Raw genomic sequence first — 14,194 nt, forward strand, 5'->3', positions numbered from 1 at the left:
CGGGTGGTGCCGGGCCCTGGGAGAAGCACTCGTAAAGGCAGGGCCCGGCGCAGGTGGAGCCGGGGTCGCGGGTCGCGGCGCTACGGGCGCCGGAGCGCGTCGGCGGCGTCGGTGCCGCCGGCCAGCTCGCTCTCCAGGAGCTGCTTGCCCAGGAGCTGCGGGTCGGGCAGCTCCATGGGGTACTCGCCGTCGAAGCAGGCACGGCAGAGGTTGGGCTTCTGGATGGTCGTCGCCTCGATCATCGAGTCGAGCGAGATGTACGAGAGCGAGTCCGCACCGAGCGACGTGGCGATCTCCTCGACCGTCATGCCGTTGGCGATCAGCTCGGCCCGGGTGGCGAAGTCGATGCCGAAGAAGCACGGCCACTTCACCGGCGGCGAGGAGATCCGGATGTGGACCTCGGCCGCGCCGGCCTCTCGGAGCATCTTGACCAGGGCGCGCTGGGTGTTGCCGCGGACGATCGAGTCGTCGACGACCACCAGGCGCTTGCCCCGGATGACTTCCTTGAGGGGGTTGAGCTTGAGGCGGATGCCCAGCTGGCGGATCGTCTGCGAGGGCTGGATGAAGGTCCGGCCCACGTAGGCGTTCTTGACCAGGCCGGAGCCGTACGGGATCCCGCTGGCCTCGGCGTAGCCGACGGCGGCGGGCGTGCCGGATTCCGGTGTCGCTATCACCAGGTCGGCGTCGACGGGGGCTTCCTTGGCCAGGCGCCGACCCATCTCGACACGCGAGAGGTAGACGTTCCGGCCGGCGATGTCGGTGTCCGGGCGCGCCAGGTAGACGTACTCGAAGACACAGCCCTTGGGCTTTGCTTCCGCGAAACGAGAGGTGCGCAGACCGTTCTCGTCGATCGCGATGAGCTCGCCCGGCTCGACCTCGCGGACGAAGCTGGCTCCGCAGATGTCGAGGGCGGCGGTCTCACTCGCGACCACCCAGCCGCGCTCCAGGCGGCCGAGGACCAGCGGGCGGATGCCCTGCGGGTCACGGGCGGTGTAGAGGGTTCCCTCGTCCATGAACACGAGCGAGAAGGCGCCCTTGACCTTCGGGAGGACCTTGGTGGCCGACTCCTCGATCGTCAGGGGCTTGCCGTCGTCGTCCGTCTGGCCGGCCAGCAGGGCGGTGACCAGGTCGGTGTCATTGGTGGCCGCCACCTGGGTGGCGCGGCCGTCCTGACGGGGGAGGTCGGCGACCATCTCGGCGAGCTCGGCGGTGTTCACCAGGTTGCCGTTGTGACCCAGGGCAATGGAGCCGTGGGCGGTCGCGCGGAAAGTGGGCTGCGCGTTCTCCCAGACGGAGGCTCCGGTGGTCGAGTAGCGGGCGTGACCGACCGCGATATGACCCTGGAGCGAGCCGAGAGAGGTTTCGTCGAAGACCTGGGAAACGAGGCCCATGTCTTTGAAGACGAGGATCTGGGAACCGTTGCTCACAGCGATTCCCGCGGACTCTTGTCCACGGTGCTGCAGCGCATACAGTCCGAAGTAGGTGAGCTTGGCGACCTCTTCACCCGGAGCCCAGACACCGAAGACGCCGCAAGCGTCCTGGGGGCCCTTTTCGCCGGGGAGCAGGTCGTGGTTGAGTCGTCCATCACCACGAGGCACGCTCCCGAGTGTAGGCGAGATCGACCACTGGTCCGAATTGGGGATGGCCGGGAAATCTCACAGCACAGAGGGTGACGGGACGACTCTGTCTCGCTATTCGGAGCCTTTGTTGACATCTACGAAGGTATTCGTACAGGCTCTCGCCTCATGCAGCCTCTCGGTGACCGTTCCGTCACCCTCGTCGAGCGCCGCCACGTAGACCTGGTCCGTGTCGCGAGCGCCATCTGTCGCTGTTCTGCGTAGCCACAACTCTCCCTCTGCTTTTTCCCCTTCGCTCCATCGAGCCCCGCCCCGCCGTGCCGCGCGCCGTCCCGCGCCCGCCCGGGGCGGGGCCGCCGAGCCGTGCCTTGGAGTTCCTGTGTCTTCGTACAACAGCCATCTGTCCCGCCGGGCGTTCGGAAGTGCCGTCGGGGTGACCGCCGCGGCCGCCGCGGTGGGGCTCGGGGCCGGCCCGGCCGCCGCCTCCGACACCCCTTCCGACCCCCCTCGGACCGGTCCCGAGGAGCGTCCGTTCCAGGCCGCCCGCGGCCGGCGCTCGCGGCGTCCGAACATCCTGTTCATCCTCGGAGACGACCTGGGCTGGGCCGACCTGTCCTCGTACGGCTCCCCGCACATCAAGACCCCGAACCTGGACCGGCTGGCCCGCCAGGGGGTCCGCTTCACCGATGCCTACTCCGGCTCCGCCACCTGCTCGCCGACGCGGTTCAGCCTGTACACGGGCCGCCACCCCGGCCGGACCGCGGGCGGGCTCGCGGAGCCCATCGCCGACAAGAGCGCCGGCCTGGAGCCCACCCACCCGACGCTGGCCTCGCTGCTGCGCGCCTCCGGCTACGCGACCGCGCTGATCGGCAAGTGGCACTGCGGCTACCTGCCCGACTACAGCCCCACCAAATCGGGCTGGGAGGAGTTCTTCGGGAACTTCGGCGGGGCCCTGGAGTACTACTCCAAGCTGGGCCTGGGCGGCGAGTACGACCTCTACGAGGGCGACGCCGAGTACAAGGACCTGCGGTACTACACGCGGATCCTGACCGAGCGCGCGAGCGAGTACGTCTCCCGCGACCACCACGGCAAGCCCTGGCTGCTCAACCTGAACTTCACCACCCCGCACTGGCCGTGGATCGCGGACGGGGACACCGAGGCGAGCGCCGAGGTGGAGCGGCGGATCAAGGCGGGCGACGCGCGGGCCCTGTGGCACCAGGACGGCGGCTCGGTCGAGAAGTACAAGGAGATGGTCGAGGACCTCGACCGCTCGGTCGGCAAGGTGCTGGCGGCGCTGAAGCGCTCCGGCCAGGAGGAGGACACCCTGGTCTTCTTCTCCAGCGACAACGGCGGCGAGCGCTTCTCCTACAACTGGCCGCTCTCCGGCAACAAGGCCTCGCTCCAGGAGGGCGGGATCCGGGTGCCGAACATCGTGCGCTGGCCCGCCCGGATCGACGGCGGCCAGGTCAGCCGGGTCCCGGTGTTCACCCCGGACTGGACGGCGACCCTGCTGGAGCTGGCCGGGACCAGGCCGGACCCGGCCCACCCGCTGGACGGGGTGAGCCTGGCCGGATACCTGCTGCGCGGGGAGAAGACCGCGGAGCGGAACCTGTTCTGGCGGGTGCGGGGGGAGCGGGCCCTGCGCCGCGGGGACTGGAAGTACTACCGCGGCAAGACGGGCAGGGACCAGCTGTTCAACCTGGCGGAGGACATCCGCGAACAGGCCGACAAGGCGGCCCTGGAGCCGGCCCGGCTGGCGCAGCTGCGCGCGGCCTGGGAGAAGGTGGACGCGGGCCTGCTGCCGTACCCGGGCTGACCTGCGGGTACGGGTACTGGGGCAGGCGTCGGGGCCGGGGCCGCCTCCGGGGACGGGCCTCGCCGCGGGTCATTCCGCGGCCGAGGCCGCCTTCGCGGTCAGGCCGGTCCCGTCGGCCGCGGTCAGGGTCAGGGTGTCGCCCTGCACCTTCCAGGTGAGCGGGCCGCCGGCGAAGAGGGCGGTCAGCGTCGCCTCCACCTCGCCCCGCGGGCCCGTGCAGGCCATCCGGGTGCTGGTCAGCGCCCCGAAGGAAACCCTGGGGCCCTCGACGGCGGCCTTGGCGCTGAAGCGGTTGCAGCCGAGGCTGCCGCTCGCGGCGCCGTCGGGGGCGATCGTGAAGACGGCCCGGCCGGCCGCCTCGGCCGGTACGGAGGAGGCGCTCTCGCCGCTGAGCAGGGAGGTCACGGTCCACGCCGTGGCGGTCAGCGGGGCGTCCGGGGCGGGGGGCTCCGAAGTCATCGCGATGGTGCTCCCGTCGGCGGTCTTCAGGATGAGCCGGCCCGGCTGGCGGTCGAGCGTGAGACGGCCGGTGAACAGCTTGGCGAAAGCCGTCTCGAACTCCGTGTTCTCGCAGGCCATGGCGGTGGTGGAGCCCGGCTTCACGGTGATGGCGGCCTGGCCGTCGTGGGTGACCGCGGCGGTGAATCCGTTGCAGCCGTAGTTGCCGGTGGCCTGGTCGGGTCCTGCGGGGAGGGTGACCTGGGCGACGGGGGGCGCCGTGAGGGTCTTCCCGCCCACGGTCAGGCTCTGCACGAACCAGGTCCCGGCCGAGCCGTGGCCGGGGAGGGTGCCGCGCGTACCGCCGTCACTGCAGGCGGTGGCGGCGGTCAGGGTCAGGAGGGCGACGAGGGCAGCGGGGAGGTGCCGTGGCGTGCGCATGCCCCTGGGACGGATCCCGCGCGGAGGCGGTTCCCCCTCGCGCTCCCCCCGGGGGCCGGTTCAGCTCATGACCGGGAGCAGCTGCGACAGGTCCGCCCGCTCGCCACTGGCCCTGACCTGCGCGTCCTGCACGGCCGCGGCCCAGTCCGTACGCCCCGTGGCCAGCCGGATCCAGGTCAGCGGATCCGTCTCCACCACGTTCGGCGGGGTGCCGCGGGTGTGCCGGGGCCCCTCGATGCACTGGACCACCGCGAACGGCGGGATCCGTACCTCCACCGAGCCGCCCGGCGCCTTGAGCGCGAGGGCGTCGGCGAGCAGCCGGGTACAGGCCGCCAGGGCCTGCCGCTCGATCGGGACGTCCAGGGCCGCGGCCCGGTTGAGGTCGTCGGTGTGGACCACGAGCTCCACGGTCCGGGTGACCAGGAAGTCGGCCAGGGTCATGTCCCCGATCCACAGGTCCAGCACCCGGCTTCCCGGGTTCGCCGCCAGCTCCTCGGCCATACGGGCGCCGGCGCGCTCGTACAGCTCGGGCAGCGGGGCGCCCTCCAGGGTCTCCTTCGCCGCCTCGGCGATCTTCCCGGCGAGTGAGGCGGTGGCGAAGGGCCATTCGACGGCCGTCAGCTCCGGTACGGCGGCCGGGGGCCGGGCCAGCCCGGCGGCCAGCGAGTCCGCGATCCACGCGATGTGCGCGGCGAGTTCGGCGACGCTCCAGCCGCCGACCCCACTGGGCCGCGCGAGCTGCTCCTCGTCCAACTCCCGTACGGCAGCGGCCACATGATCGAACTGCGCGGTGACCGCGGCCCGGATCTTCGCGGCGTCGTAGGTACGCGCCCTCTTCTTGGCGGGTGGCATGGCCCGACCCTATCCGCCGGGGCCGACAACCGGCCGGGCGCGCAACACCGGACGGCGCCCGGCAACGCCCGAGCCCCCGCCCGGAAGAACCGAAGTCTCCGGACGGGGGCTCGGGAACGAGCGCGTGATCAGGCCAGCAGCGCCGGGATCGTCGCCTCGTGGGCGGTACGCAGCTCCGCGAGCGGGATGGTGAACTCGCCCTGGATCTCGATCTCCTCGCCGTCCACCACGCCGATCCGGGTGGCCGGCAGCCCCCGCGCACCGCACATGTCGGTGAAGCGGAGCTCCTCGCTGCGCGGGACGGCCACGATGGCCCGGCCCGCGGACTCGGAGAACAGGAAGGTGAAGGCGTCCAGGCCCTCGGGCACCACGATCCGGGCACCGTTGCCGCCGCGCAGGCAGGACTCGGTGAGCGCCTGGATCACGCCGCCGTCGGACAGGTCGTGCGCCGCGTCGACCATGCCGTCGCGGGACGCCGAGATCAGGATCTCGCCGAGCAGCTTCTCGCGGCCCAGGTCCACCTTGGGCGGCATGCCGCCGAGGTGATCGTGGACGACCTGGGACCAGGCCGAGCCGCCGAACTCCTCGGCCGTGTCGCCCAGCAGGTACAGCAGCTGGCCGGCCTCCGCGAACGCCATCGGCGTGCGGCGGTTGACGTCGTCGATCACACCGAGGACCGCCACGACCGGGGTCGGGTGGATCGCGATGTCACCGGTCTGGTTGTACAGCGAGACGTTGCCGCCGGTCACCGGGGTGCCCAGCTCGAAGCAGCCGTCCGCGAGACCGCGGGTGGCCTCGGCGAACTGCCACATGACGCCCGGGTCCTCGGGGGAGCCGAAGTTCAGGCAGTCGGAGATGGCCAGCGGCTTGGCGCCGGTGGCGGCGACGTTGCGGTACGCCTCCGCCAGCGCGAGCTGCGCGCCCGTGTACGGGTCGAGCTTGGCGAAGCGGCCGTTGCCGTCGGTGGCCATGGCCACGCCGAGGTTCGACTCCTCGTCGATGCGGACCATGCCCGCGTCCTCGGGCTGCGACAGCACCGTGTTGCCCTGCACGAAGCGGTCGTACTGGTCCGTGACCCAGGACTTCGAGGCCTGGTTCGGGGACGACACCAGCGCCAGGACCTGCGCCCGGAGCTCCTCCGAGGTCTGCGGACGGGGCAGCTTGCCCGCGTCGTCGGCCTGGAGGGCGTCCTGCCACTCGGGGCGGGCGTACGGGCGGTGGTAGACCGGGCCCTCGTGGGCGACCGTGCCCGGGGGCACGTCCACGATCTGCTCGCCGTGCCAGAAGATCTCCAGGCGCTCGCCGTCGGTCACCTCACCGATGACGGTGGCGATGACGTCCCACTTCTCGCAGATCTCCATGAAGCGCTCGACGTGCTGCGGCTCGACGATCGCGCACATGCGCTCCTGCGACTCGCTCATGAGGATTTCCTCGGGCGAGAGCGTCGCGTCGCGCAGCGGCACGGTGTCCAGCTCGACGCGCATGCCGCCGGAACCGGCCGAGGCCAGCTCGGACGTGGCGCAGGAGAGCCCGGCGCCGCCGAGGTCCTGGATGCCCGCGACCAGCTTCTCCTTGAAGATCTCCAGGGTGCACTCGATGAGGAGCTTCTCCTGGAAGGGGTCGCCGACCTGGACCGCGGGGCGCTTCGTCGGCTTCGTGTCGTCGAAGGTCTCGGACGCGAGGACCGAGACGCCGCCGATGCCGTCGCCGCCGGTGCGGGCGCCGTAGAGGATGACCTTGTTGCCGGGGCCGGAGGCCTTGGCGAGGTGGATGTCCTCGTGCTTCATGACGCCGATGCAGCCGGCGTTGACCAGCGGGTTGCCCTGGTAGCAGGCGTCGAAGACGACCTCGCCGCCGATGTTGGGCAGACCCAGGCAGTTGCCGTAGCCGCCGATGCCCGCGACCACGCCCGGCAGGACGCGCTTGGTGTCGGGGTGGTCGGCCGCGCCGAAGCGCAGCGGGTCGACGACGGCGACCGGGCGGGCGCCCATGGCGAGGATGTCGCGGACGATGCCGCCCACGCCGGTGGCCGCACCCTGGTAGGGCTCGATGTAGCTGGGGTGGTTGTGCGACTCGACCTTGAAGGTGACCGCGTACCCCTGGCCGACGTCGACGACGCCCGCGTTCTCGCCGATGCCGACGAGCATGGCGTCGTTCTGCGGGACCTTCTCGCCGAACTGCTTCAGGTGGACCTTGCTGCTCTTGTACGAGCAGTGCTCGGACCACATGACCGAGTACATGGCGAGCTCGGCGCCGGTCGGGCGGCGGCCGAGGATCTCCCGGATCCGGGCGTACTCGTCCTCCTTGAGGCCGAGCTCCTTCCAGGGCTGGGAGGCGTCCGGGGTCTCGGTGGCGTTCTTGACGGTGTCGAGGCTCATGCGGAGACCAGCTTCTTCAGGACCGAGGTGAAGAACGGGAGGCCGTCGGTGCGGCCCGTCCCGATCAGCGGCTCGACCGCGTGCTCGGGGTGCGGCATGAGGCCGACCACGTTGCCCGCGGCGTTGGTGATGCCGGCGATGTCGCGGAGCGACCCGTTCGGGTTCACGTCCACGTACCGGAAGGCCACGCGGCCTTCGGCCTCGAGCTCGTCGAGGACGCGCTCGTCGGCGACGTACCGGCCGTCCATGTTCTTGAGCGGTACGGAGATCTCCTGGCCGGCGGTGTAGTCGCCGGTCCACGCGGTCTCCGCGTTCTCCACCCGCAGCTTCTGGTCGCGGCAGATGAAGTGCAGGTGGTTGTTCCGGAGCATCGCCCCCGGCAGCAGGTGGGCCTCGGTGAGGATCTGGAAGCCGTTGCAGATGCCGAGGACCGGCATGCCGGCCCTGGCCTGCTCGATGATGGTCTCCATCACCGGCGAGAACCGGGAGATGGCTCCGGCGCGCAGGTAGTCCCCGTAGGAGAAGCCGCCCGCGAGGACGACCGCGTCGACCTGGTGCAGGTCCTTGTCGCGGTGCCACAGCGAGACGGGCTCGGCCCCCGCGAGGCGGACGGCGCGCAGCGAGTCACGGTCGTCGAGCGTTCCGGGGAACGTGACGACTCCGATGCGAGTGGTCACCGTCAGGCCTCGACCTTCACGGTGAAGTCTTCGATGACGGTGTTGGCGAGGAACGTTTCGGCCATCTTGTGGATGCGGTCGAGGGCGGCCTGGTCGACCGGTCCCTCCACTTCCAGCTCGAAACGCTTCCCCTGGCGGACGTCGGCGATGCCCTCGAAGCCCAGGCGCGGCAGTGCACGCTGCACCGCCTGGCCCTGGGGGTCGAGGATCTCCGGCTTGAGCATGACGTCGACTACGACGCGTGCCACTGGCACTCCCGATGAGGTGGTTGGTGCGAAGGCGGTTCCCTCAGCGTACCCGGCCGAAATTTCTACGCGGGTAGATATCCTTCCGGCACAACCGACCACCCGTTTCGGCTTCACCAACGCTTCGCAAAATCCACCGGAAAACCACGTACCCGGGATTGCGGCGGGACACGCGGAGACAATTAACTGGGCTTCGCAATGCAATGGGAATCGCGGTACAAAGGATTCCACCGGGATTCCAGCGGAATCACGCATTGCTCCGAAACATCCACACAGGCGACATCACCGCACGTCCCGACGGGTGGGCGGCGTCGCGCGAAGGGACCGATATCCGTGGCGCAGCGCGTAGTAGTCACGATCTCCGACGACATCGACGGCGGAGAAGCGGCGGAAACGGTCACGTTCGGCCTGGACGGTAAGTCCTACGAGATCGACCTCAATCTGGCCAACGCAAAGAAACTGCGGAAGAGCCTCGCGCCCTTCGTGGCGGCCGGACGCCGGCAGGCCCGTTCCGGGAAGACCTACAAGCACACCTCGCTGGCCCCGGACCCGGCGGTCGTCCGCGCCTGGGCCCGGTCCAACAGCCTCGACGTGCCGCCGCGCGGCCGCATCCCGAAGCGGGTCTACGCGGCGTACAACGAGGCCCACTGAGGTCCGCGGGGGTCCGCCGGGATCCGCGGGGGTCCGCCGGGCGCCGGCCGATCCCCGGCCGGGGCCCCCGACGGGGGCCCGCTAACGGGGCCTGGCGGGGGCCGATTTGCCATCCACCCCCTCCGATCCGCTAGTGTGTGGATCACGCCGAGGGGCGAGGCCGCAGGTCAAAGCCCCGAAGGTCGTGCGGGTGTAGTTCAGTAGCAGAACATCCCCCTTCCAGGGGGAAGGCGCAGTGTGCGATCCCTGTCACCCGCTCTGCAACGCTTTACCGACCACTCCGGTGGATCGGGTAGAGTGATGCACGCATCGCAGCGGCATTCGTGCCGAGGCAGCATGCGGACGTAGCTCAGTTGGTAGAGCACCACCTTGCCAAGGTGGATGTCGCGCGTTCGAGTCGCGTCGTCCGCTCAGCGTGCAAAGGCCCTGATCATTGATCAGGGCCTTTGTCGTATGCGTTTAGTCATCTGGGGGCTGGGACCGTGTCGAAGCTGACGGGGTGGTGGAGGAACCGCAGCAGTGCGGCCAAGATCGAGCTCTACACCCGCTGGTCGTTCCACTTGTTCGTCCTCCTCGAGTCCTTCTCGGTGCTCTTCGGCCTCGCCCCCGAGGGCCTCGGAGCCGTCACCGGCGCCCTGCTGCTGCCCCTGTGCGCCCAGATCGCACTGAGCGGACTGCTCTCCTCCAGGGCCCTGGACTGGGTGCTCGGCCGGCGCGAGCGGCCCGTACGCCTGGCGGTCGCCGTCGCCGCGCTGACCGCCGCCCTGGCCGTCGCCGTACTGGTCCTGCGCTCGGCCGGCACCCTCACCCAGGCGGGCGTCGCCCCCGCCCTCGTGGTCAACACGGTCGCGTTCGCCTCGGGTTCGCTGACGCTGGCCCTGGCACGGGTCCGGCACATGCTCTGCGTGGCCCCCGCCGCGGGCGCCGCCGCCGCGGCCGCGGCCCTGGCGGTGGGCCACCCCGCCGGAGAGGCCGCCGGCTACGGGGTCGGCGTCCTCCTCACCTGCGGCCTGCTCGTACTGGCCTGCGGTTTCTCCTCCTGGCTGCTGAAGACGGTGTACGAGCTCGACCGGGCCCGGGAGCTCCAGGCGCAGCTCGCCGTCGCCCAGGAACGGCTGCGCTTCGGGCGGGACCTGCACGATGTGATGGGCCGCAATCTGGCGGTGATCGCGCTCAAGAGCGAGTTGGCCGTCCAGCTCGCGCGGCGCGAACGCCCGGAGGCCGTGGACCAGATGATCGAGGTCCAGCGGATCGCCAGTGAGTCGCAGCGCGAGGTGAGGGACGTCGTACGCGGCTACCGCGAGGCGGATCTCACCGTGGAACTCGAGGGCGCCCGCGGGGTGCTCAGCGCGGCCGGGATGGACTGCCGCGTCGAGGTCGAGGCGGGCGGCGCCCTGCGCCCCGACGTGCAGTCGGCGCTGGGCTGGGTGGTCCGGGAGGCGACCACCAACATCCTGCGGCACGGGGACGCCCGCAGCTGCGTGATCCGGCTCACGGCGCCCGACGGGGGCGCCCTGACACTGGTGGTGGAGAACGACGGTGCCCCCGAGGTGCCGGCCGGACCGCCGGGCTCCGGTCTCGCGGGCCTGCGGGAGCGGCTCGCGGCCCTCGACGGCACCTTGGAGGCCGGCCCGGTCGGCGGCGGCCGGTTCCGGCTGCTGGCCCGGATCCCGGGCGGACGACTGCGAGGACTGGAGGCGCGGGCATGAGCCCCGTACGCGTACTGCTGGCCGACGACGAGCACCTGATCCGCGGGGCGCTCGCCGCGCTGCTGGCCCTGGAGGACGACCTGCTGGTCGTCGCGGAGGCGGCCTCGGGGCCGGAGGCCCTCGCGATGGCGCGCGCCCACCGGCCGGACGTGGCGGTGCTGGACCTGCAGATGCCGGGGGCGGACGGTGTGAGCGTGGCCACATCCCTGCGGACCGAACTCCCCGACTGCAAGACCATGATCGTGACGAGCCACGGGCGTCCCGGGCACCTGAAGCGGGCCCTCGCCGCGGGGGTGCGGGCCTTCGCGCCGAAGACGGTGTCGGCGCAGCGGCTGGCCGAGCTGATCCGCACCGTGCACGCCGGAGGGCGTTATGTGGACCCGGAGTTGGCGGCCGACGCGATCAGCGCGGGGGACTCCCCGCTGACCGCGCGCGAGGCCGAGGTGCTGGAACTCGCGGGGGACGGGGCGCCGATCGCGGAGATCGCCGAGCGGGCCTCGCTCTCGCCGGGGACGGTACGGAACTACCTGTCCTCGGCGGCGACGAAGCTGGGCGCCGAGAACCGGCACACGGCAGTGCGTCTCGCACGCGAGCGAGGTTGGGTATAGTAGTTCTCGCGTTACGGCGCACCTGCGGACATAGCTCAGTTGGTAGAGCACCACCTTGCCAAGGTGGATGTCGCGCGTTCGAGTCGCGTTGTCCGCTCCATCGAAGAAGCCCCCGGTCCTGGACCGGGGGCTTCTTCGTGTCCCGGGCCGGAATTCCGGACGGGAATCCCGGGCGCGTCTCGGGCCGGGTCTCGGGCCGTGTCCCAGGCCCGGGTTCGGGCCTGGGACACCGGGCCTCAGGCCCAGCCGAGACCGGTGAGCCGCTCGTACGCCTCGATGTACTTGGCGCTGGTCTGCTCGGCGACCTCCTGCGGGAGGGCCGGCGGCGGGAGTTCGCCCGTGCGGTCCCAGCCGGAGGCGGGGGAGGTGAGCCAGTCGCGGACGAACTGCTTGTCGAAGGAGGGCTGCGCGCGGCCCGGCTCCCACTGGTCGGCCGGCCAGAAGCGGGAGGAGTCCGGGGTCAGCACCTCGTCGCCCGCGACGAGGGTGCCCTCCTTGTCGAAACCGAACTCGAACTTGGTGTCCGCCAGGATGATCCCGCGCTCGCGGGCGATGTCCCGGGCCCGGCCGTACACGGCCAGGGTGGTCTGGCGCAGGAGCGCCGCCGTCTCGGCGCCGGTGGTGCGCGCGACCTCCTCGTACGACACGTTCTCGTCGTGCTCGCCGACGGCGGCCTTGGCGGCGGGCGTGAAGATCGGAGCCGGCAGCTCGGAGCCGTCCACGAGCCCCTCGGGGAGGGCGAGTCCGCAGACCGTACGGGTCTTCTCGTACTCGGCGAGGCCGGAGCCGGTGAGGTAGCCGCGGGCCACGCACTCGACCGGGACCATGTCGAGGCTCTTGCAGATCAGCGTGCGGCCGGCCCAGTCGGCGGGGGCGCCCTCGGGCAGCTCGGTGCCGATCACGTGGTTCGGGACGAGGTCCCTCAGCTGGTCGAACCACCAGAGGGAGAGCTGGGTCAGGACGCGGCCCTTGTCCGGGATCTCGGTGGGGAGCACCCAGTCGTACGCGGACATCCGGTCGCTGGCGACCATGACGAGGTTGCCGTCGCCGTCGCGGTAGAGGTCGCGCACCTTGCCGGTGTGGAGGTGGACGAGGCCGGGCACCTGAGCCGGCTCGGGCTTTTCGACGAATCCGGACACGGGGTCTCCCTGTGGTTCTGTACGAGCGCAGCCCCATTCTCCCGCACCGGGGCCCGTGCCCGGCTCCTGGGGTGCCGGCCCGGCTCAGTCCCGCTTGCAGATCCGGTCGAGGAGATTGGCGGTGGCCCGCTGGACCCGCTCGTCGACGTGGCCGGGGCGGTCCAGGGCCGGGGACCAGGCGAAGGTGCCCGAGGCGAAGACCAGGGCGCCGCTCGGGGCCCGGTACAGGGAGGTCTCCTGGTGGCGCTTCGCGCCCTCGCCGTCGCGGTACGGGGAGTGCGCGAGCAGGATCCGGTCCTGGTGCTCGGGGAGCTGGGTGCGCGGGAAGTACCGGTCGGCCTCGCCCGCGACCAGGCCGGGGAGCTCGTCGTTCTCGGCGGCGCCGGTGGAGTCCCAGAGCCAGTGCGTGGCGTTGCGCACGATCAGGGGCGCGGGCTCGGGGACCCGCCCCGCGTACTGGATGCCGAGCAGCTGCTGCTCCGGGCGGTCGACCTCGCGCCAGAGGCTGGGGCGGCCGGGGCCGCGGCGTTTTCGGCAGGTGAGGAGCCGGTCGTCGACCCCGGAGGGGGAGGGGCCCAGCTCGACCTGCCAGTACATGGTGTTGGCGGAGAGGAAGACGAGCGAGGTGCCGTGGTCGCGGGCGCGCTCGACGGTGCGGCGCATGGGGGCCGACCAGTACTCGTCGTGGCCGGGGAAGACCAGGCCGCGGTAGCGGGTGGGGTCGACGCGGCCGGCGTGCAGATCGCGGGTGTCGGCGTAGGCGAGGTCGTAGCCGTAGCGCTCGGCCCAGCGGATGAAGTCGTAGGCGTGGCCGACGTGCAGGGGCAGGCCGGCGCCGGCGTACGGCCGGTCGAAGGAGACCGTGATGGCCGCGTCCTGCTCGCCGAGCAGCCGGCCCTCCTCGTCCCAGGCGTGGTAGAGGCTCGCGCCGGTCCGCCCGTCCTCCGGGTAGAGGTTGTAGGCCTGCCAGGTGATGTCGGGCAGCAGCAGGAGCAGGTCGGCGGGGTGGTCGTCGCGGACGGTGAAGGGGATGTGGGACCGGTACCCGTCGGCGGTGGTGAGGACGGCGACGTACGCGCCGACGCTCCAGTAGGAGGGGACCTGGAGCCGCCAGGAGAGCCACCAGTGGTGGCAGGAGACCGTGCGGTCGGCGGTGAGGGGGGCCGGCTGGACGATGCCCGAGAGCCGGGGACTGGTGGTGATCTTGGAGGCGCCGTCCCCGCCGTAGTGGCCGATGCGGTAGACGTCGACGGAGAACTGCTGGGGCGGGTCCACGGTGATGTGGAAGTCGATGGCCTCGCCGGGTGCGACGGCCCCGGTGGAGGCGAAGCCCTTGATCTGCCGGTGCACGTCGTCGGCGGTGCGCGGGCCGCCGTTGCCGCGGGCGCGGGGGATCTGGCCGGGGGCGAGCGCCGGGTCGGCGAGAGCGGGGTCCACGTACCAGGGCACGACGTGCCCGGTGTCGTCGAAGTACAGCTCGCTGCCGCGGAACCACGGCAGCGGGCCCTGGCCGAAGGGATCGGTCACCGCGTGCGCGAGCGCACCTGATTCCCAACGCCGGATCTGGTCCGCACCACCCATACCGCTCCCCTCCCTCGCTCCCCCGAACGTTCTCTGAACAGGCCGACACGGCACGGTTTCCGGACATCGAACCGCTACCGGT

The 14,194-nt window shown here is 71.4% G+C and carries 13 protein-coding genes and 3 tRNA genes; 8 read left to right on the forward strand and 8 right to left on the reverse strand.

Translation table 11 applies throughout. From position 1 onward, the window contains the following. Positions 1-80: 80 nt before the first annotated feature. Entirely contained in the window at positions 81-1,598 is a 1,518-nt protein-coding gene (gene purF / locus ACFYZS_RS09855; RefSeq protein WP_389008988.1) for an amidophosphoribosyltransferase, read from the reverse strand. Positions 1,599-1,745: 147 nt separating this feature from the next. Here purF and ACFYZS_RS09860 point away from each other — a divergent pair, with 147 nt between their 5' ends. Together ACFYZS_RS09860 and ACFYZS_RS09865 are read left to right on the forward strand one after the other, a co-directional pair. Beyond that, positions 1,746-1,841, forward strand: a complete 96-nt coding sequence (locus ACFYZS_RS09860; protein ID WP_350325720.1) for a putative leader peptide — start codon at positions 1,746-1,748, stop codon at positions 1,839-1,841. Between the two features lie 115 nt (positions 1,842-1,956). Then, positions 1,957-3,393 carry a sulfatase-like hydrolase/transferase gene (locus ACFYZS_RS09865; protein WP_389008991.1) on the forward strand — a complete coding sequence of 479 codons (1,437 nt, stop codon included), beginning with the start codon at positions 1,957-1,959 and terminating at the stop codon, positions 3,391-3,393. Between the two features lie 69 nt (positions 3,394-3,462). Here the strand turns inward: ACFYZS_RS09865 and ACFYZS_RS09870 are convergent, their stop codons facing one another. From ACFYZS_RS09870 to purS, 5 genes are all read right to left on the reverse strand, one after another. Continuing rightward, positions 3,463-4,272 (reverse strand): META domain-containing protein, encoded by an 810-nt coding sequence (locus ACFYZS_RS09870; protein WP_389008994.1) that lies wholly within the window; start codon positions 4,270-4,272, stop codon positions 3,463-3,465. 60 nt (positions 4,273-4,332) lie between these two features. Continuing rightward, positions 4,333-5,124: a sterol carrier family protein gene (locus ACFYZS_RS09875; RefSeq protein ID WP_389008995.1), complete on the reverse strand. Its 792-nt coding sequence runs from the start codon at positions 5,122-5,124 to the stop codon at positions 4,333-4,335. 128 nt (positions 5,125-5,252) lie between these two features. After that, the gene (purL, locus tag ACFYZS_RS09880; protein ID WP_389008998.1) at positions 5,253-7,502 is read right to left on the reverse strand and encodes a phosphoribosylformylglycinamidine synthase subunit PurL; all 2,250 of its coding nucleotides are present in this window, start codon (positions 7,500-7,502) and stop codon (positions 5,253-5,255) included. Next, positions 7,499-8,179: a phosphoribosylformylglycinamidine synthase subunit PurQ gene (gene purQ, locus ACFYZS_RS09885; RefSeq protein ID WP_389009001.1), complete on the reverse strand. Its 681-nt coding sequence runs from the start codon at positions 8,177-8,179 to the stop codon at positions 7,499-7,501. Before purQ ends, purL begins: the two co-directional genes overlap by 4 nt. A gap of 2 nt (positions 8,180-8,181) precedes the next feature. After that, complete coding sequence (gene purS / locus ACFYZS_RS09890; protein WP_008740952.1) at positions 8,182-8,433, reverse strand: phosphoribosylformylglycinamidine synthase subunit PurS; 252 nt, start codon at positions 8,431-8,433, stop codon at positions 8,182-8,184. Positions 8,434-8,757: 324 nt separating this feature from the next. On the opposite strand from purS, the gene ACFYZS_RS09895 reads away from it, so the two are divergent. The 6 genes from ACFYZS_RS09895 to ACFYZS_RS09920 all read left to right on the forward strand — a co-directional run bounded on the left by ACFYZS_RS09895 (position 8,758) and on the right by ACFYZS_RS09920 (position 11,492). Continuing rightward, the gene (locus ACFYZS_RS09895; RefSeq protein ID WP_030857973.1) at positions 8,758-9,075 is read left to right on the forward strand and encodes an Lsr2 family protein; all 318 of its coding nucleotides are present in this window, start codon (positions 8,758-8,760) and stop codon (positions 9,073-9,075) included. A gap of 186 nt (positions 9,076-9,261) precedes the next feature. Further along, positions 9,262-9,333: transfer RNA gene (locus ACFYZS_RS09900), tRNA-Gly, on the forward strand. Positions 9,334-9,413: 80 nt separating this feature from the next. After that, a tRNA-Gly gene (locus ACFYZS_RS09905) sits at positions 9,414-9,486 on the forward strand. 71 nt (positions 9,487-9,557) lie between these two features. Beyond that, on the forward strand, positions 9,558-10,784 hold the full coding sequence (locus ACFYZS_RS09910) for a sensor histidine kinase (protein WP_389009003.1): 1,227 nt from the start codon (positions 9,558-9,560) through the stop codon (positions 10,782-10,784). Beyond that, positions 10,781-11,392 (forward strand): response regulator, encoded by a 612-nt coding sequence (locus ACFYZS_RS09915; protein ID WP_389009006.1) that lies wholly within the window; start codon positions 10,781-10,783, stop codon positions 11,390-11,392. Before ACFYZS_RS09910 ends, ACFYZS_RS09915 begins: the two co-directional genes overlap by 4 nt. 24 nt (positions 11,393-11,416) lie before the next feature. Continuing rightward, positions 11,417-11,492, forward strand: a tRNA-Gly gene (locus tag ACFYZS_RS09920). A gap of 136 nt (positions 11,493-11,628) precedes the next feature. Here ACFYZS_RS09920 and ACFYZS_RS09925 read toward each other — a convergent pair. After that, positions 11,629-12,531, reverse strand: a complete 903-nt coding sequence (locus tag ACFYZS_RS09925; protein ID WP_389009009.1) for a phosphoribosylaminoimidazolesuccinocarboxamide synthase — start codon at positions 12,529-12,531, stop codon at positions 11,629-11,631. Positions 12,532-12,615: 84 nt separating this feature from the next. After that, the gene (locus tag ACFYZS_RS09930; RefSeq protein ID WP_389009012.1) at positions 12,616-14,112 is read right to left on the reverse strand and encodes a N,N-dimethylformamidase beta subunit family domain-containing protein; all 1,497 of its coding nucleotides are present in this window, start codon (positions 14,110-14,112) and stop codon (positions 12,616-12,618) included. Between the last annotated feature and the right edge of the window lie 82 nt (positions 14,113-14,194).

This window comes from Streptomyces sp. NPDC001903 (assembly GCF_042891345.1).
Lineage (GTDB): Bacteria > Actinomycetota > Actinomycetes > Streptomycetales > Streptomycetaceae > Streptomyces.

Coding starts and splice junctions, on each gene's coding strand:
- ACFYZS_RS09860 (WP_350325720.1), top strand. CDS start 1,746: ATGCAGCCTCTCGGTGACCGTTCCGTCACCCTCGTCGAGCGCCGCCAC.
- ACFYZS_RS09870 (WP_389008994.1), bottom strand. CDS start 4,272: ATGCGCACGCCACGGCACCTCCCCGCTGCCCTCGTCGCCCTCCTGACC.
- ACFYZS_RS09875 (WP_389008995.1), bottom strand. CDS start 5,124: ATGCCACCCGCCAAGAAGAGGGCGCGTACCTACGACGCCGCGAAGATC.
- purL (WP_389008998.1), bottom strand. CDS start 7,502: ATGAGCCTCGACACCGTCAAGAACGCCACCGAGACCCCGGACGCCTCC.
- ACFYZS_RS09915 (WP_389009006.1), top strand. CDS start 10,781: ATGAGCCCCGTACGCGTACTGCTGGCCGACGACGAGCACCTGATCCGC.
- ACFYZS_RS09930 (WP_389009012.1), bottom strand. CDS start 14,112: ATGGGTGGTGCGGACCAGATCCGGCGTTGGGAATCAGGTGCGCTCGCG.